The organism is Pseudoalteromonas marina (assembly GCF_000238335.3).
GTDB classification, from domain to species: Bacteria; Pseudomonadota; Gammaproteobacteria; order Enterobacterales; family Alteromonadaceae; genus Pseudoalteromonas; species Pseudoalteromonas marina.
In genome coordinates, this window is sequence record NZ_AHCB03000012.1 from 602,823 (window position 1) to 619,375 (window position 16,553).

The window sequence follows — 16,553 nt, forward strand, 5'->3', positions numbered from 1 at the left end:
TTTAACTTGACAGTGGGAGTCATACCAACGCCCGCATAAGGGGCTGATAATTGTTGGCTAAAATGTGTAGCGAAGCGAAACTGAGCCAACTGTTAGCAGTCCCGTCTTAATGCGCTTGTTAGGTATACACTGCTTCGTAAATAACAATACTGTTAATAATTAACAAAACAAAATACGCTAACTGCTCAATATAGAACAATGTTGGTTTGCTTAATTTAGCTGCCTTTAAAATATATGATTCTTTAAAAACAAAACCAAAAGTAAACATCGAAACCCATGCAATAAAGATTACAGATACTATTACTTGTTTAACTAAGGGTTGCACCAGGTTTTCATTGAGCGCTAAACCACAAATAAGAAATATGATTCCTAAAAAAGTATACTCGAATATGCTCTTAAATTTTGTCTTCGATATTGGCATCAGACTCCAAACTTCCATGTATACCTAACGCTCCGTTAAGGGGCGGATAATGCGTGGCTATAATCGTGAGGGACGAACGTCAGCCATGCGTTAGACGTCCACACCTTCAACGGCTTGTTAGGCCTTATTTATACAAGGGTATCCGAGCAAGCCATATGAAACTTTACAGGCTTTAATAATTTCTTCTCGCCTTTTTTCTTTAGACCAACCATTGATATGTTCACAATACCATTCGTCTTCATAGATCGTATATTCAGCAAATGATTCAGGATAATCTAGAAATACATTGGCATCATATATATTTGAAGCTCCTATTTCTGGAGAAATAATACCCTGAATAACTTCATGGGCTAAGATTTTTGCGTATCCTTCAACAGCTTCTTCAGGCTTAGGTAGTTTTAGGTCTAACTCCGATATAACGATATTAAAAAACTCATCAACTTCAAATTCATTTAATGGTTTTAATAAAGACGCCAAAACACAAAGGTTTTCAGTTTCGACTCCCTGTTCTAGCAAACTCATAGCCCAATTAACTTTAAGTTCACTGCCACCGACTGTCATTGCAATCAAACCGAAAGCTTTAATTGTTTCTAATTTTTGAGCAGGAGTCAGCATACTATCCTTGAGGCCTAACATGTTTATAGCGAGCTAATCGCGCGTATTTCTACCACAGCATCGCTTGTTTGTCTTAATTACTCATTTGTAACAAACTTCTTAAGCATTTGCTAATACTAACAAAATACAGTCGTTCTGGTTTTTAATGCAAGATAAAAACGAGCGATTGGGTCGTTTTCCTGACTATGCAAGCAATATACTTTGACGAAATTAAAAAGTAACTGTTAACTAAAGCTCTAAGTAGCCATTAATAAACGTAGGTGCTGATCGAAATATAATGACAAATACAACCAGCTATTACGAATAAGTGCCAAATTGCGTGGCTGAATTGAGTTGTTTTAGCGCTGTAAAATAATGTGCCTGCGCTATAAAAAATTCCGCCAGCGAGTAGCCAATATAAAGCTTTTACATCAATGCTCGAATACAACGGATAGATAATTGCTAATGCAAACCACCCCATGAGTAGGTAGGTGGCTAGGGATATTTTTTTGTTACCATTTTTAACAAGTATTTTGTATGCAACACCTGCAATCGCAACGGTCCATATAAAGCTGAGTGTACCCCATGACCAGGCCCCCGATAGTGAGAGCAATAAAAAAGGAGTGTATGTGCCTGCAATAAGTAAATAAATGGCGCAGTGGTCACACTTTTTGTACAAGGCACGCAACTTAGGTTGCACGCTCGCGTGGTATAGTGTTGATGATAAAAATAGTATAAATAAGCTACTACCGTATATTGCGGTACTTATATTGGCTTTAGTGCTGGTTGCTTGGTTAAATAAATCCCACATCACAAAAACAGCAAAAAAAATACCGAGTGAGTGGCTTATAACATTGAGCTGTTCTTCTTTACGAGAATAAGGGGCGTCGAGTGACATTACTGCTCCTACCACTATTTAATTTGCGTTTAGTGTACAAGTGTACGCTGAAACTTTCAATCACTGTATAAGTTAAAGCTTTTTCTTGATTTTAAACAAAAATAATTCACTATGGGTTGGCCTATTTACAACAAAACTCAAGTTAATAACCATGAAAGCAAATTTAAAAGCCGCATTACTAACAGCCATTATTTACCCAGGGGCAGGGCACTTTTCGTTAAAAAAACATTTAATAGGTGCAATATTTGCTGGTGTGTTTTCGGTATTATTAATTTTAACGATGAAAGATATATTTGCCGTTGCACAATGTACAGCCAATGAAATAGTGGCAGGAAAAATACCGATGACCATCACCTCTATATTAGGTGCTGCAAAAGAGCCGTCACTGGCATGTGCAAAACTTGCAGAATACAAATACTTGCCACTTATGATAATTATTTGGGTGCTGAGTATGGTTGATGCCTATCGTTTAGGTAAAAAGTAAACCCAGGCCTACACATTTTTTTGATATTCATTTTTTTGTTATTTCAAAACCATTATTTAAAGTTGTGTGTTTTTTCGTAATGACTTTGTAATTCAACGTGCCATTTTGTATTTAAATTTTTTAGCTAGCATAAAATAATTAAGCATACCCCTATTTATTTTTTAACTAAAAAGTGGCTAAAAAATAAAACTACGTGGTTAAATTAACCTCTCCTGAATTTCAACAAATTAACCAGCTCATTAAAACTTTATTAATATCAGCGATTTAAACTTTATTTTCATCTTGGCACAACCCTTGAGTATATAACTACGTCTAAACAATACACAAACAAGGAATACCATTATGAAACATTCAATTAAAATCGCTATGGCTAGTTTATTAGTATTAGGTTCTTCGCAAGTAAACGCGACAGAAGTGGACCTAGATGTAACTGATATTTTAACAAACAGTGTAACTAGCTACATTAAGCAAACCACCATTGAGCTTGAAAAATCTATAAAAGAAACACTTTATTTTGATACAAAATTAACACTGGAAACGTTAATTGAGCCTGCTGATTTAGTGAGTAATGAAGCGGCAGAAAGTAAAGACCCTGCAGTTAATAACGTAAAATAAGCAACTTAAAGGAATAAGGCGATGAGTACCGAACTTGGATTATTTGCACTTATGTTGGCACCCGTAGTGAGTATTATAACTGCGTATGTATCTGTACAAGCACTAAAGAGTATGGGTGGGTGGCTTAATATTTAACCAATTAAGTATAATGCAATTAATTCGGTTTACTTAAAGCTGATCGACTTAGTAAAAACGCACGTAAATAAAGGCAGTGTTATTGATAGAAGTAGACTTTATGAAACGTGCGATTTTCCCATTACCCATTTTTATTTTACCTGAAGGTTATACGCGTTTGCGTATTTTTGAACCTCGTTATTTAAACATGGTTAAAACCGCATTAAAAAATAACACGGGGTTTGTGCTATGTACGTTTGAGCACGACACACCTTTTAACATTAGCGCCCAAGGATGCTTGGTTGATATAATCGACTTTGACCAAGACGATAATGACGTGCTTCTTATTGATGTTTTTGCGTCTAAAAGTGTTCAAATAAATGATGTTTACCAAGACGAAGAAGAACTTCGCCATGGTTTAATATCTGATTGTAAAACGCCTTACTGGTATAGCGATAAAAACAAACAAGTGGGTGAGCATTTTTTATTGCATGACGCATTGCGTAACGTTTTTTATGGCAACCCTGAACTTAGCCTACTTTACAAAACAACTAACTTTAATAATTTAGCTTGGATAGCCGCCCGTTGGCTTGAGTTGTTACCTATTTCGATCGAGAAAAAACAACAACTTGCGTTCGAAACTAACTTTGATAACTTACTTAATTTCCTCCATACTGTAATTAATAACGAATTTGCCTAAATAATGTGATCTCGTACCATTTATTGCACGTATTACCTTTATCAAAACAATAATGGGATTAATTACTATGGTAAGTCAACAACAGTCAACTCGTTGTGAACCTAATACAGGTAAGTATACTGCCATGCCAGAAACGCCTAGTTCTGAACTTATGCAAGCATTACTATCGGTTGCACAAGACCGTGATAAAAAAGCATTTGCCTATTTATTTGAATATTTTTCACCAAAAATTAAGCGCTTTGGAATAAAGCAATTTGGTGTGGAAGCACAAGCCATGGAGCTTGTACAAGAAACATTAACGTCTGTATGGCGTAAAGCACACTTATATAATAGCGATAAAGGTGCTGCTACTACGTGGGTTTATACAGTTATGCGTAATGCGTCATTTGATATGCTTCGTAAAATGAAGAGCAATAAAGAAGAAAACATCAGCGAAGACATTTGGCCTTTAATTAATGATTCTGAAGACACAAATCACGAATACACTGACCATTTAGAAGACAAACAAATTAAACGCTACCTTGATAAATTGCCTATCGCTCAACGTGAAGTTGTTCGTGGTGTTTATTTTCAAGATATGTCGCAAGAGCAACTAGCTCAACAACTTAATATTCCAGTAGGCACGGTAAAATCACGATTACGTTTAGCCTTGCAGAAATTACGTAATGAAATGGGAGATCAGCATGATTAAACATCACCCGAGTGAAACACTACTTACAGAGTATTGTTCAGCGTCGTTAAGTGCCTCTTTGAGCCTTGCAGTTTCGATACATGTGGATATGTGTCCTGTTTGCCAAGAAAAAGTAGCAAAAATAGAAGCAAGCAACGCAGATGCTCTGTTTAGTGAAGTCACCGAAAATTTTGATAATCCGGTTAATAATCAATCTCAGTTGCTTGAAGAGTTTGATATGAATGTGCTCGACTTAATTACTGCAGACGACTCTATAGACGAAGTATATGAGGTAGAGCCAGTTAAAGTAAGTGTAAATGATCACAATTACCAACTCCCTCGTGCTCTGACTCGTATTTCGCACAGCAAGTTTACTCAAGTTGGCAAATTAGCCCGTTCACGTGTAGCACTAGATGATGGTGCATTACGTTCAAGTTTACTGCACATAGATGCGGGCGGTGAAATTCCTGAACATACGCACACAGGTTTTGAAATAACCCTATTACTTGACGGTGAGTTTTGTGATGAAGACGGACACTACGTGCCAGGTGACTTTATTTGGCAAGATGGTCGTCATCAACACACGCCAATAACAAAAGATGGGTGTTTATGCTTTACAGTTGTGAGCAGTGCGCTACATTTTAATAAAGGGCTAAGTAAATTACTAAATCCAATTGGTAATTTAATCTACTAAGAGATTACATGCAAAAAACTACAATAAAAATAGGTATAAGCGCCTGCTTAGCAGGCGAGAAAGTTAGATTTGATACAGGTCACAAAAGGTCAAACTTTTGTATGGACGAACTTGCAAAGCATGTTGAATACACACGATTTTGTCCTGAGGTTGCGGTTGGCTTACCAATTCCTCGACCTACAATTCGCCAAGTTCGAGTTGGCGACACAATTAAAGTTTGCCGCCCTGATGGCTCTGGTGATGTTGGGCCGCAGTTAACTGAATACGGTAAAAAGGTTGCTACTGAGCAAGCTAAAGAGTTGAGTGGTTTTGTATTTTGTGCAAAAAGTCCAAGTTGTGGCATGGAGCGTATAAAAATATACAACGAGGCTGGGACGGGTAACACCTCAGAGGGCGTTGGTTTTTTTGCAGAACAAATTATGAAGCACAACCCACTTTTGCCTTGCGAGGAAAATGGTAGGTTAAACGACATACACCTGCGTGAAAATTTTGTAATGCGCGTGTACGTTCTAAACAGTTGGCAGCAGCTTGTAAAAGAACCATTAAGTGTTCATCACTTAACGCAATTTCATGCAAAGCATAAGTATTTATTAATGGCACACAATTACCAAGCTTATCGAGAGCTTGGCAAGTTACTTGGAACCTACGCTGGTGATGATATAAACGCATTGGCCGATGAATACATTTTAGGTTTAATGACAGGGCTTAAAAAACCTGCATCTCGTCGTAATAACTGTAACACCTTAATGCATTTACAAGGTTACTTTAAGAAAGACCTTGCTAAGGTAGAAAAGCAAGAACTGCGTGAAGCAATAGACGAGTATCGTTCTGGTTTAGTGCCGCTTTATGTGCCTCTTACTTTACTTAAGCACCATCTAAAAGTTCACCCTAAAGAGTACCTAGAAAAACAGGTGTTTTTTAATCCCTATCCTCATGACTTAAAACTACGATTTGGTATTTAATGAATACATTATTTTGGTTTAGGCGCGATTTGCGCCTTTTTTCGAATGAAGCGTTAATAGAAGCGCTAAATAATGGCGCTAAACACGCCATTTTTTTTGTTTGCGAAAAACAGTGGCAACAACACCAAGCAGCGCCAATACAAATTGATTTACTAAAGCGACGTGTAACTTATTTGCAAGAGCAACTTGCCAATTTCGGCATAACGCTTAATGTAATAAACGCTCCTAACTTTAGTGATTGTGAATCTGAGCTACTTTCGTTTTGTGAAACTCATGATATTCAGCATATTATTGCTAATACAGAATACGAGCTTAACGAAGAAAATCGAGACAAAGATGTTTTAGCGCAATGTGACAAACGTTCCATTACTTTTACATTATACGAAGGAGATTTAATTGCGCCTGTTGGTAGCATTAAAAACCAAAGTAATGAAATGTATAAAGTATTCACACCATTTAAACGCGCATGGTTAAAACAGTATCAAGATACTCACTTTAGCTTGGCGCAATGGCCACTAGAACAAAACCCTATAAAAATTGAAAAAAGCCAGCACCTTGAAAACGATGGTAGTTCGGATAAATGGCCTGTTGATGATGAAACACTTTTGAGTGTTGTTGATAATTTTATTTGCGATAAGTTAACAAGCTACGACGATCAGCGTGACATCCCCAGTATTAAAGGTACATCGGGTTTGAGCCCGTATTTAGCGCTGGGCATTATTAGCCCAAAGCAGTTGCTAATTAATATACAGCAACGTTACCCCGACATTCTGACTACATCAAAAAGTAAAACATTCACGTGGGTTAATGAGCTTATTTGGCGAGAGTTTTACAGGCATCTTATTGCAGAGTACCCGAAGCTCTCTCGTGGTGAAAACTTTAACGAGAAATACAATCCTGTTAAATGGCGAAAAAGTGAAAAAGAATTTAACGCGTGGTGCGAGGGACGTACTGGTTACCCACTCGTAGACGCTGCTATGTTACAGCTTAAGCAAACTGGATGGATGCATAACCGTTTAAGAATGGTAGTGGCCAGTTTTTTAACTAAACACCTATTAATTGACTGGCGTGAAGGTGAGCGCTTTTTTATGCAGCACCTTATTGATGGCGATTTAGCTTCTAACAATGGTGGCTGGCAGTGGGCTGCAAGCACAGGGTGTGATGCACAACCGTATTTTAGGATTTTCAACCCTATTACCCAAAGTGAGCGCTTTGATCCAACAGGTAAGTTTATACGTAAGTATTTGCCTGAGCTTGAAAATGTGCCAGATAAACACATTCATTTTCCGCATACCTACTTAGCTGCAACGGGCAAGGGAAGTAAATGTTACTGGCCAGCAATTGTTGATCACAAAGCTGCACGTGAACGTGCGCTCGCTGCATTTAAGGTATGATATGGATAACCAGTTACCAGTAGATAAATTTGTTGATATTTACCAGCAACTTAATAGCTCTAATTTGGACTTATTAAGTGACATTTATGCCGACAATATCCAATTTATTGATCCGATGCACGAAATTAACGGCATAGAAAGTTTGCGTGACTATTTTGCAAATTTATATAGCAATGTTAAGCATTGTCAATTTGATATAACGGATTCGTTTGGTATCAACAACAATGCATTTGTTTATTGGACAATGCATTATTCACATCCCAAACTGGCTTCTGGCAAAACCATATCTGTGCAGGGGCACAGTAAGCTAATTTTTGATAATGATAAAATTGTTAAGCATCGTGATTATTTCAACGTTGGCGAACTACTTTACAAGCATATTCCAATCCTAGGTAGTGTGGTTAGTTACATTGATAAGAGGGCGGGCTAATTATGGTTACCTTAATTACAGGCGCAACGTCAGGCATTGGCGAACAACTAGCTATTAAATATGCACAAATGGGCGACACCGTTATTGCATGTGGACGTAATACAAAAAAACTAGCTGAGCTTTCAAAACATAACAACATAGAAAGTTGTAAGTTTGATGCAACAAGCCTAAAAGATATTAAAGAAGCAACCATTGGATACCCACACTTTGACCGAGTAATTCTTAATGCGGGCAATTGTGAATACATAGACGACGCAAAAAACTTTGACAGTGCTTTGTTTGAGCGCGTAATTAATGCAAATTTACTGTCGGTTGGCTACTGCTTAGAAGCATTACTCCCTAAAGTTAAAAGCGGCGGTCAATTAGTTATTGTTAGCTCAAGCGTTACATACTTACCGTTACCACGCTCCGAGGCTTATGGGGCGTCTAAAGCGGGCGTAAGTTATTTAGCTAAAAGCCTAGCCGTTGATTTGATGGATGTGGATGTCACGTTAGTTCACCCAGGGTTTGTAAAAACGCCTCTGACCGAAAAAAACGATTTTCCTATGCCTATGGCAGTGACCGCTGAAGAAGCGGCAGATTACATGATCAAAGGAATAAACAAACGACGTAAAGAGGTACACTTTCCGTATCGTTTTACGCTTATATTAAAAGCATTGCGGATATTGCCTTTACCGCTTTGGCTTAAAATAGCAAAAGGATTAACCCGTTGAAAAAAATAGCAATAATAGGAACTGGTGTATCAGGTTTAACATGTGGGCATTTGCTTCACAAACACTACGATGTCACTTTATTTGAAAAAAACGATTACATTGGCGGGCACACTGCGACTGTTGACGTAGATGTTAAGGGCGTTAATTACGCCGTGGATACCGGATTTATTGTTTTTAATAACCGAACCTACCCTTATTTTGAAAAGTTACTTGCGCGTATTGGTATAAAAAAGAAAGAAACCCAAATGAGTTTCAGTGTTCATAATGAGGCAACAGGCTTTGAGTACAATGGCCATACCTTCACCAGTTTATTTGCACAAAGAAGAAATATTTTTAGGCCTAAATTTTGGCGCTTGTTATCTGACATAGTTAAATTTAACAAACTATGTAAAGCCATACACGAAAAAGGCGAATATCAGCAATCGCAAACACTCGGTCAGCTACTTAATGAAAATCAGTTTAACGACTTTTTTAAATATCATTATATTTTACCTATGGGCGCAGCTATTTGGTCTACTAGTATTAAAGAAATGGAAAACGTAGGCGTAGAGTTTTTTGTAAAGTTTTTCTTTAATCATGGCCTTTTAGATATCACAAATAGGCCGCAATGGTATGTTGTACCGGGTGGTTCTCGTGAATACATTAACCCATTAATTAAAGGGTTTGCTGACAGAATAAAGCTTAACACTGATATTAAATCGGTAACACGTGCAAATGACGATGTAACCATTGAGCTTGCCAGTGGTGAGCAGCACGTTTTTGATAAAGTTATTTTTGCGTGCCACTCTGACCAAGTACTCAAACTACTTGGTGATGCAACAAGCCAAGAAAAGTCAGTACTTGGCGCAATTCCTTATACTGAAAATTCAGTAGTACTTCATACAGATACAAATTTACTACCTGACAGAAAAGCCGCTTGGGCTAGTTGGAATTATTTATTAAATAACAATACCGACAAAGCAGCTGTTGTTACCTACCAGATGAATATATTGCAAGGTATTCAATCAGACACGCAGTTTTGCGTTACGTTAAACCACCTTGAAGGGATAGATAAAAGCAAAATATTGCGTGAATTCACTTATCATCACCCTGTTTTCAACAAAGAGTCTATTGCTGCGCAAGGGCTTAAACAAACGATCGATGGTCAAAATAATAGTTATTTTTGTGGTGCCTATTGGTACAACGGCTTTCATGAGGATGGTGTACGCAGTGGTGTAGACGTGGCAAGGCAGTTAGGGGTTGAATTTGACTAGTGCTGTTTATTTAGGCGATGTTAAGCATCGCCGTTTTGCTGTTAAGACTCATCATTTTAGTAATCCACTTTATATGATGTGGGTTGATCTCAACAACCCAGAGCAATTGAACAATAAGCATAAATGGTTAGGTACGTCTGGTTCAAAAGCATTAAAGTTTAACGAATCAGACTACTTTATTAATAAGCCCCACAATAATGATGCGTCAATCATTGAACGTGCAAATCATCAGTTATTATCGCTTGGTGTAACTGAGACTTTTAACCATGTATACATGCTTGGACAGCTCCGTTGCTTTGGTATTTACTTTAGCCCAGTAAACTTCTTCTTTTATGGTCATAGCGACAGTGAATTTAAGTACATGGTGGCTGAAGTTAGTAATACGCCATGGAATGAGCGACACTACTACTTGATACCACTAGAAAAAAAAGTGAACTTTAAAAAAGTCTTTTCCGTATCACCTTTTATGAACCTCGATATGAACTATCATTGGACAATTAGGTTAACGCAAGATAAAACATTGATTCATATTGAAAATAAGCGGGATGGAGAATTGCTATTTGATGCTACTCTTCGATTAACCCGCAAAGAACTGACTGAAAAAGAAATGAGTCAGTTGTTAAAGCGATTCCCAGCAATGACGTGGACAATATTTAAAGGTATTTATTACCAAGCGTTGAAGCTGTTTATAAAAAGAGTGCCTTTTTTAGGTCATTCTTAAAAGTCACAAATTACATACAAGCAGTAATAAAAATAATATAGGTGTTCTAATGGAAAAAGTGTCTAGCTTAAATTGCGAACAAAAAACGGGCTGGTTTACAGGGCTTTATAAAAGATTAGTATTTAAAGCTTTTTCTTCAATAGAAACAGGGCAAATCACCGTTATTGATGAAGATCTGCAGCTTGTTTTTGGAGATGCATCATCTGACTTAAAAGTAACGGTAACAATTCACGACAAAGCGATGTACAAGGCGTTTGCATTATCTGGAAGTGTTGGTGCAGGTGAGTCTTACATTTTAGGTCAATGGAGTTGTGACAACTTAACCCGACTAATTGAGTTATTTGCTATAAATGAAAAACAGTTAGACGAGTTTGAGAAAAAATTCGCGTTTTTCAGCAACATTGCCCACAGACTAACTCATTTAAAAAATAAAAATTCTGAGTCAGGCTCTAAAAAAAATATAGTTGCTCACTATGATTTAGGTAACGATTTATACGAATCGTTTTTGAGTAAAGAAATGCTTTATTCGTGTGCTGTTTATCCATCAAAAGATGCCAGTCTAGAGGACGCGCAGCAGTACAAATTAAAGCGCATATGTGAACAAGTAGAATTGCAACCTGGCGATTCCGTTATAGAAATTGGCACTGGATGGGGCGCATTTGCCATTTACGCAGCAACACATTACGACTGCCACGTGACGACTACCACAATATCTGACGAGCAACATGACTTTGTTGCAGAAAAAATTAAAGAGTTAGGCTTAGAGAATAAAATTACGCTTCTTAAGCTTGATTACAGACTACTCACGGGCAAATACGACAAACTCGTTTCGATTGAAATGATTGAAGCAGTTGGACACGAATATTTACCTAGCTTTTTTACCCAGTGTGGTTCGCTACTCAAAGACGATGGCGCAATGTTGATACAAGCAATCACCATTAGCGATCAGCGATACAAGCACTACCTTAAAAATTCAGATTTTATTCAACAGTATATTTTCCCTGGTGGGTGTTTACCCTCATTAAACGAAATGAGTGAGCAAATCAAAAATAACACCGATATGGTTATCCATACTGTTAGTGATATTGGAACGCATTACGCACGAACGTTAGCTGACTGGCGTGAACGCTTTATCAAAAGTTGGCCAGATCTAGACCGCACGAAATTTGATGACCGCTTTTATAGGCTATGGTTATTTTATTTTGCTTACTGTGAAGGCGCATTTAGAACGCGTGCAACCAGTACTGTACATTTAATGGCGCGTAAACCTCGCTTTAGTAGCAATGTAGATGAAATTGCACTCGCTTATTAATTTTGTCTTGTTTCAAGCAGTGTGGTTTTTATCATTACTGCTTGAAGGACAATCACTTTTATTTAGCGCTGGCATCATTGTCTTAATGTTTTATTTGTCAAAGCAAAAAAAACAAGATGCATTATTGCTATTAAAAGCACTTCCTATTGCTTTGCTACTTGAATACATAGCGGTTGAGCTTGGTCTACTTTCATTTAAAGTTGATCCTTTTCCAATTTGGCTGGTACTTCTATGGGCCGCGTTGCTTCTTTCATTAAATACATCGATGCATTTTTTAAGTCGATTAAGACTTTGGCAGGTATTTGTTGTTTGCCTTATTTTTTCGCCAGCTAGCTACTGGGCGGGTGCGCGTTTTAACGTAATTAATTTAGGCTTACCGCTATGGCAGTTTTGGGTAGCCTACGGTGTTATTTGGTCGGCAGCCTTTACGTTTATTGTATTTATAAACCAAAAAATTAAGTCGATTATTTTAGCAAGTCAAAATTAGTTTACCCTTTTATTTGTTATTAAAAGAAGGACTTTAATTGTGAAATCAATCATAACGACAACTGTTTTATGTCTTTTATTGTCTACTTGTGCCTTTGCTAAAGTTGAATATAGCAAAGTGGGCGAGGGTAGAATGGAATACTTGTTTTGGGATGTTTACGACGCCACCTTATATACCCCTTCTGGCGATTATGCATTGGGTGAACACCCTGTCAAATTTAAGCTGACCTATTTACGTGATTTTGACGCCGAAGATATAGTTAAAGCAACCAATGAGCAGTGGGACCACATAGGTAAAAAAAATCTAGTCGGCAAGTACGATGAGGTGCTTTTGTCTATTTGGCCAAACATAGGTAAAGGTGATTCGTTAACGCTGATAACTGACAAAGAAGGAAAAAGTACTTTTTTGCATAACGATAGCGAGGTTGGCGTAATTGATGATGTTGCGTTTTCAAGTGATTTTTTAGCTATTTGGTTAGGTAAAAATACGTCAGAGCCAGCTTTAAGAAAAAAACTATTAGGAAATTAAAATGATTATTAATAACGCGTTAAAAACGATTTTTGTGTGTGTATTTGCACTTTTTTTGGTTAGTTGCTCAGCCCCTAATGTAGAACACTACAGTAAAACAACTCCCAATTTTGACTTTAAAACCTTCTTTAGCGGCAAATTAAAAGCATATGGCGTAGTGCAAGACTTTAAGGGTGAGTTAACCCGTAAGTTAGTCGTTGATATGAACGCGACGTGGGAGGGCAACAAGGGCGTAATAGAAGAAGATTTTGTATATGATGATGGTGAAACACAAAAACGCATTTGGAAAATAACCCTTAATGACGATAACACCCTTACAGGGACTGCTGCAGACGTTCTTGGCGTTGCACAAGGTAAAAGTGATGGCAGTGTATTTCATTGGAACTACAACGTAGAACTCCCTTATGACGGAAGCACTTTAGAAGTTAATTTTGATGATTGGATGTACTTGGTAACACAATCGCGCTTGATTAACCGCACATCTATTGTTAAGTTTGGTGTCGAGGTCGGGGAAGTGACCTTAGTTATCGAAAAAATATAGTTTTTATATGCTGATTAACATGCACCAAAATTGTACAAAAATTAAGTCTTTGTTAACACAAGATGCTGTATTTTAGCGGAAATTAATATAATTTTATGTGTTTTATAAGATTTTAACTAAAAATTGCAATTTGCTGTTGCTAACTTTTAAAAAATACATAAAGATAGGTTTTGCGAAGGCAAAATAATAACGAATAGGAATCTAACAATGAATAAAGCTCAATTAGTTGAAAAAATTGCTACTGACGCGGAAATTTCTAAAGCCGCTGCTACACGTGCTCTTGACGCGTTTACTGGCGCTGTAACTTCTGCACTTAAAGAAGGTGATTCAGTAGCATTAGTTGGTTTTGGTACTTTCTCAGTTAAAGAACGTGCTGCACGCACAGGCCGTAACCCTCAAACGGGTGCTGAGATCCAAATCGCAGCGGCAACTATCCCAAGCTTTAAAGCAGGTAAAGGTCTTAAAGACCAAGTAAACCTATAATTGGTTTTACAAATTAATTGAAAAAAGGGCTAATAAGCCCTTTTTTTTTGTATTGAAAAAGCCGTAATGTAACGGCTCAGTATTTGAAAAGTTATGCTTTTAAGGCTTTATCGCCTCTACCAATTCCAACTGCACCTGAACGTACAACTTCTATGATATCTGTTTCATGGCGTAGCGTATCTAAAAATGATTCTATTTTGTCTGTGCTGCTCACAAGTTGTAAGCTGTAACTCTGACGGCCCATATCTAAAATATCACCTTTAAACACATCTACTACCCGGGTAACTGCAGCACGCGTTGTTTCGTCTTGTGCAAATACTTTTACGAGGAGTAGTTCTCGTTCAATGTGGCTCATTTCTGTTAAATCAATAATTTTTAATACATCAACTAGCTTGTTCACTTGCTTGGTAATTTGTTCAACAATTCGGTCGTCACCCATTGTTGTTATGGTAATACGCGATAAAGACTGATCGTCAGTAGTACCTACTGTTAGGCTGTCAATGTTGTATGCTCGTTGTGAAAATAGTCCAACAATACGAGATAGTGCACCGGGTTCGTTTTCTAATAATATTGATAAAATACGACGCATTATGCTTTAACTCCTTTACGTAACCACATTTCGTCAATGCCACCTAATTTAATTTGCATTGGGTACACATGTTCTTTTTCGTCGACAAGTATGTCTAAAAATACTAGACGATCCGTTATGCTCATTGCTTTATCAATCGCGGGTTGAAGCTCTTCAAGTGTGTTTACCTGAATGCCTACGTGGCCATAGCTTTCAACTAATTTTATAAAGTCAGGTAGTGAGTCCATGTAAGATGATGAATGACGACCGCCGTACACCATATCTTGCCATTGGCGTACCATTCCTAATGAGCGGTTGTTAAGAGAGACGACTTTAACGGCTAAGTTGTACTGCAAGCACGTAGAAAGCTCTTGAATGTTCATTTGAATAGAACCATCGCCAGTTACGCACACCGACTCTTTATCAGGAAATGCGAGCTTAACGCCCATGGCAGCCGGTAAACCAAAGCCCATAGTGCCTAATCCGCCTGAATTGATCCATTGGCGAGGGTATTTAAATGGGTAATACTGTGCTGCAAACATTTGATGCTGCCCTACGTCAGAGCTGATGTAGGCTTCGCCGTCAGTTGCATTATAAAGCGCCTCAATAACAGCTTGAGGCTTAATTTTTTCTGAAGGGCTTTGTTTGTAACCTAAACATTTTTGTTCACGCCAGCTAATAATTTGTCGCCACCAATCTTCTTGTGCACTGCGATCTATTTGAATTGTACTTTTGTCTATTCCATCTTGTAGTTGTTTAAGTACAGTGTCTAAACAACCTACAACAGGTATATGAGCCTTAATGGTTTTAGAAATAGAGGTAGGGTCTACATCTACGTGAACAATAGTCGCATTAGGGCAAAACTTTTTAACGTTATTTGTAACCCGATCATCAAAGCGAGCGCCTAATGCCAATATAACGTCGGCATTTGCCATAGCTTTGTTGGCCTCTAGCGTGCCGTGCATCCCGAGCATACCGATAAAGTTAGGGTGAACCCCTGAAATACCACCCAGACCCATTAAAGTGTTAGTAATAGGTGCATTCAATGATTCTACTAAGCGTGTTAATTGCTCTGAGGTGTTTGAAATGATAATGCCACCCCCAGAATATATAACTAGCTTTTTAGCTTCCAATATAGCGGCCACTGCTTTTCTAATTTGTTTTGAATGGCCTTTAGTATTTGGGCTATAAGTGCGGAGTTCAGTCGTTGCAGGGAAGTCGTATTCAAATTTGACAGCAGGGTTAAGCATATCTTTTGGTAGCTCAACAACAACAGGCCCAGGGCGACCAGTGCTTGCAATATAAAAAGCTTTCGCCAATATTGCAGGTATTTCTTGTGCACTTCTGCAGTTAAAGCTGTGTTTTACAATTGGTCGAGAGCAACCAACTATGTCTGTTTCTTGGAAGGCGTCGTCACCAATTAGACTAGTAGGTACCTGCCCAGATAATACAACCATCGGAATAGAGTCCATGTACGCAGTTGCAATACCGGTTATACAATTTGTAGCACCAGGGCCTGAGGTAGCAAGGACAACACCGACCTCACCAGTAGCACGTGCATAACCATCAGCCATGTGTGTTGCTGCTTGTTCATGCCTAACTAAGATGTGCTCAATATCATTTTGTTGAAAAAGTGCATCGTATAGATCTAATACTGAGCCACCTGGGTAGCCAAATATATATTTTACCTTTAATTCTTTTAATGCCTGAACGACTAGTTCAGAGCCATTATACTCTTGTTTGCTCATCCTCATTCCTCTGCGCTTTTTTTGTGCATAAAAAAACCCCCGCGTGGTGCGGGGGTTTTTAAAAAGCAGTATTACCTTTTAATACATCCCCGCTGGGCTTATTACTAAGACCAGTACGAGAACGACTAGAAGGTTAAATTGTGTTTTCATAGTTATTTACTCTACTCAGCAAAACACTGCTTTGATGTGAAATTTTATATGGGTTTATTTTTAAGTGTTTTAA

Annotated in this window: 20 protein-coding genes; 16 read left to right on the plus strand and 4 right to left on the minus strand. The window is 37.9% G+C overall.

All coding sequences use genetic code 11. The features are described from left to right. Positions 1-538: 538 nt before the first annotated feature. Positions 539-1,036: a hypothetical protein gene (locus PMAN_RS18535; RefSeq protein ID WP_010556233.1), complete on the minus strand. Its 498-nt coding sequence runs from the start codon at positions 1,034-1,036 to the stop codon at positions 539-541. Positions 1,037-1,283: 247 nt separating this feature from the next. Continuing rightward, complete coding sequence (gene trhA / locus PMAN_RS18540; RefSeq protein ID WP_010556232.1) at positions 1,284-1,913, minus strand: PAQR family membrane homeostasis protein TrhA; 630 nt, start codon at positions 1,911-1,913, stop codon at positions 1,284-1,286. A 151-nt stretch (positions 1,914-2,064) separates the two neighbouring features. On the opposite strand from trhA, the gene PMAN_RS18545 reads away from it, so the two are divergent. The 16 genes from PMAN_RS18545 (at position 2,065) to PMAN_RS18620 (ending at position 14,014) form a co-directional block, all read left to right on the plus strand. Further along, the gene (locus tag PMAN_RS18545; protein WP_008129213.1) at positions 2,065-2,397 is read left to right on the plus strand and encodes a hypothetical protein; all 333 of its coding nucleotides are present in this window, start codon (positions 2,065-2,067) and stop codon (positions 2,395-2,397) included. A gap of 342 nt (positions 2,398-2,739) precedes the next feature. Next, entirely contained in the window at positions 2,740-3,012 is a 273-nt protein-coding gene (locus PMAN_RS18550; RefSeq protein ID WP_010556231.1) for a hypothetical protein, read from the plus strand. Positions 3,013-3,247: 235 nt separating this feature from the next. Continuing rightward, the gene (locus PMAN_RS18555; protein ID WP_033025371.1) at positions 3,248-3,826 is read left to right on the plus strand and encodes an LON peptidase substrate-binding domain-containing protein; all 579 of its coding nucleotides are present in this window, start codon (positions 3,248-3,250) and stop codon (positions 3,824-3,826) included. A 67-nt stretch (positions 3,827-3,893) separates the two neighbouring features. Continuing rightward, entirely contained in the window at positions 3,894-4,517 is a 624-nt protein-coding gene (locus PMAN_RS18560) for a sigma-70 family RNA polymerase sigma factor (protein ID WP_008129206.1), read from the plus strand. Next, the gene (locus tag PMAN_RS18565; RefSeq protein WP_010556230.1) at positions 4,510-5,190 is read left to right on the plus strand and encodes a ChrR family anti-sigma-E factor; all 681 of its coding nucleotides are present in this window, start codon (positions 4,510-4,512) and stop codon (positions 5,188-5,190) included. Before PMAN_RS18560 ends, PMAN_RS18565 begins: the two co-directional genes overlap by 8 nt. An 8-nt stretch (positions 5,191-5,198) precedes the next feature. After that, on the plus strand, positions 5,199-6,152 hold the full coding sequence (locus PMAN_RS18570; protein WP_010556229.1) for a YbgA family protein: 954 nt from the start codon (positions 5,199-5,201) through the stop codon (positions 6,150-6,152). Then, complete coding sequence (gene phrB / locus PMAN_RS18575) at positions 6,152-7,546, plus strand: deoxyribodipyrimidine photo-lyase (protein WP_010556228.1); 1,395 nt, start codon at positions 6,152-6,154, stop codon at positions 7,544-7,546. Before PMAN_RS18570 ends, phrB begins: the two co-directional genes overlap by 1 nt. 1 nt (position 7,547) lies before the next feature. After that, a complete protein-coding gene (locus PMAN_RS18580) occupies positions 7,548-7,976 on the plus strand; it encodes a nuclear transport factor 2 family protein (RefSeq protein ID WP_006794850.1) in 429 nt (142 codons plus the stop codon). Positions 7,977-7,978: 2 nt separating this feature from the next. Next, positions 7,979-8,689, plus strand: coding sequence for an SDR family NAD(P)-dependent oxidoreductase (locus tag PMAN_RS18585; protein WP_010556227.1), 711 nt, complete (start codon positions 7,979-7,981; stop codon positions 8,687-8,689). Continuing rightward, entirely contained in the window at positions 8,686-9,942 is a 1,257-nt protein-coding gene (locus PMAN_RS18590; RefSeq protein WP_010556226.1) for an NAD(P)/FAD-dependent oxidoreductase, read from the plus strand. The genes PMAN_RS18585 and PMAN_RS18590 overlap by 4 nt, the downstream gene beginning before the upstream one ends. Beyond that, positions 9,935-10,663: a DUF1365 domain-containing protein gene (locus PMAN_RS18595; RefSeq protein WP_033035493.1), complete on the plus strand. Its 729-nt coding sequence runs from the start codon at positions 9,935-9,937 to the stop codon at positions 10,661-10,663. The genes PMAN_RS18590 and PMAN_RS18595 overlap by 8 nt, the downstream gene beginning before the upstream one ends. A 49-nt stretch (positions 10,664-10,712) precedes the next feature. Continuing rightward, positions 10,713-11,975: an SAM-dependent methyltransferase gene (locus PMAN_RS18600; protein WP_010556224.1), complete on the plus strand. Its 1,263-nt coding sequence runs from the start codon at positions 10,713-10,715 to the stop codon at positions 11,973-11,975. Next, the gene (locus tag PMAN_RS18605) at positions 11,953-12,462 is read left to right on the plus strand and encodes a DUF2878 domain-containing protein (RefSeq protein WP_010556223.1); all 510 of its coding nucleotides are present in this window, start codon (positions 11,953-11,955) and stop codon (positions 12,460-12,462) included. The genes PMAN_RS18600 and PMAN_RS18605 overlap by 23 nt, the downstream gene beginning before the upstream one ends. Positions 12,463-12,513: 51 nt before the next feature. Further along, positions 12,514-12,990: a chalcone isomerase family protein gene (locus tag PMAN_RS18610; protein ID WP_422613658.1), complete on the plus strand. Its 477-nt coding sequence runs from the start codon at positions 12,514-12,516 to the stop codon at positions 12,988-12,990. Position 12,991: 1 nt separating this feature from the next. Next, entirely contained in the window at positions 12,992-13,531 is a 540-nt protein-coding gene (locus tag PMAN_RS18615) for a DUF3833 domain-containing protein (protein ID WP_010556221.1), read from the plus strand. A gap of 207 nt (positions 13,532-13,738) precedes the next feature. Continuing rightward, on the plus strand, positions 13,739-14,014 hold the full coding sequence (locus tag PMAN_RS18620; protein WP_006793424.1) for an HU family DNA-binding protein: 276 nt from the start codon (positions 13,739-13,741) through the stop codon (positions 14,012-14,014). A gap of 91 nt (positions 14,015-14,105) precedes the next feature. On the opposite strand, the gene ilvN is transcribed toward PMAN_RS18620, so the two are convergent. Both ilvN and PMAN_RS18630 read right to left on the minus strand, forming a co-directional pair. After that, positions 14,106-14,603: an acetolactate synthase small subunit gene (gene ilvN / locus PMAN_RS18625; protein WP_006793425.1), complete on the minus strand. Its 498-nt coding sequence runs from the start codon at positions 14,601-14,603 to the stop codon at positions 14,106-14,108. Continuing rightward, entirely contained in the window at positions 14,603-16,330 is a 1,728-nt protein-coding gene (locus tag PMAN_RS18630) for an acetolactate synthase 3 large subunit (RefSeq protein WP_010556220.1), read from the minus strand. Before PMAN_RS18630 ends, ilvN begins: the two co-directional genes overlap by 1 nt. Between the last annotated feature and the right edge of the window lie 223 nt (positions 16,331-16,553).

Excerpts from the sequence above, each read along its gene's own strand:
- PMAN_RS18535 (WP_010556233.1), bottom strand. The coding sequence starts at position 1,036 with ATGCTGACTCCTGCTCAAAAATTAGAAACAATTAAAGCTTTCGGTTTG.
- PMAN_RS18570 (WP_010556229.1), top strand. The coding sequence starts at position 5,199 with ATGCAAAAAACTACAATAAAAATAGGTATAAGCGCCTGCTTAGCAGGC.
- PMAN_RS18585 (WP_010556227.1), top strand. The coding sequence starts at position 7,979 with ATGGTTACCTTAATTACAGGCGCAACGTCAGGCATTGGCGAACAACTA.
- PMAN_RS18580 (WP_006794850.1), top strand. The coding sequence starts at position 7,548 with ATGGATAACCAGTTACCAGTAGATAAATTTGTTGATATTTACCAGCAA.
- trhA (WP_010556232.1), bottom strand. The coding sequence starts at position 1,913 with ATGTCACTCGACGCCCCTTATTCTCGTAAAGAAGAACAGCTCAATGTT.
- PMAN_RS18605 (WP_010556223.1), top strand. The coding sequence starts at position 11,953 with ATGAAATTGCACTCGCTTATTAATTTTGTCTTGTTTCAAGCAGTGTGG.
- phrB (WP_010556228.1), top strand. The coding sequence starts at position 6,152 with ATGAATACATTATTTTGGTTTAGGCGCGATTTGCGCCTTTTTTCGAAT.
- PMAN_RS18560 (WP_008129206.1), top strand. The coding sequence starts at position 3,894 with ATGGTAAGTCAACAACAGTCAACTCGTTGTGAACCTAATACAGGTAAG.
- PMAN_RS18545 (WP_008129213.1), top strand. The coding sequence starts at position 2,065 with ATGAAAGCAAATTTAAAAGCCGCATTACTAACAGCCATTATTTACCCA.
- PMAN_RS18630 (WP_010556220.1), bottom strand. The coding sequence starts at position 16,330 with ATGAGCAAACAAGAGTATAATGGCTCTGAACTAGTCGTTCAGGCATTA.
- PMAN_RS18615 (WP_010556221.1), top strand. The coding sequence starts at position 12,992 with ATGATTATTAATAACGCGTTAAAAACGATTTTTGTGTGTGTATTTGCA.
- PMAN_RS18600 (WP_010556224.1), top strand. The coding sequence starts at position 10,713 with ATGGAAAAAGTGTCTAGCTTAAATTGCGAACAAAAAACGGGCTGGTTT.
- PMAN_RS18620 (WP_006793424.1), top strand. The coding sequence starts at position 13,739 with ATGAATAAAGCTCAATTAGTTGAAAAAATTGCTACTGACGCGGAAATT.
- PMAN_RS18550 (WP_010556231.1), top strand. The coding sequence starts at position 2,740 with ATGAAACATTCAATTAAAATCGCTATGGCTAGTTTATTAGTATTAGGT.
- PMAN_RS18565 (WP_010556230.1), top strand. The coding sequence starts at position 4,510 with ATGATTAAACATCACCCGAGTGAAACACTACTTACAGAGTATTGTTCA.
- ilvN (WP_006793425.1), bottom strand. The coding sequence starts at position 14,603 with ATGCGTCGTATTTTATCAATATTATTAGAAAACGAACCCGGTGCACTA.
- PMAN_RS18555 (WP_033025371.1), top strand. The coding sequence starts at position 3,248 with ATGAAACGTGCGATTTTCCCATTACCCATTTTTATTTTACCTGAAGGT.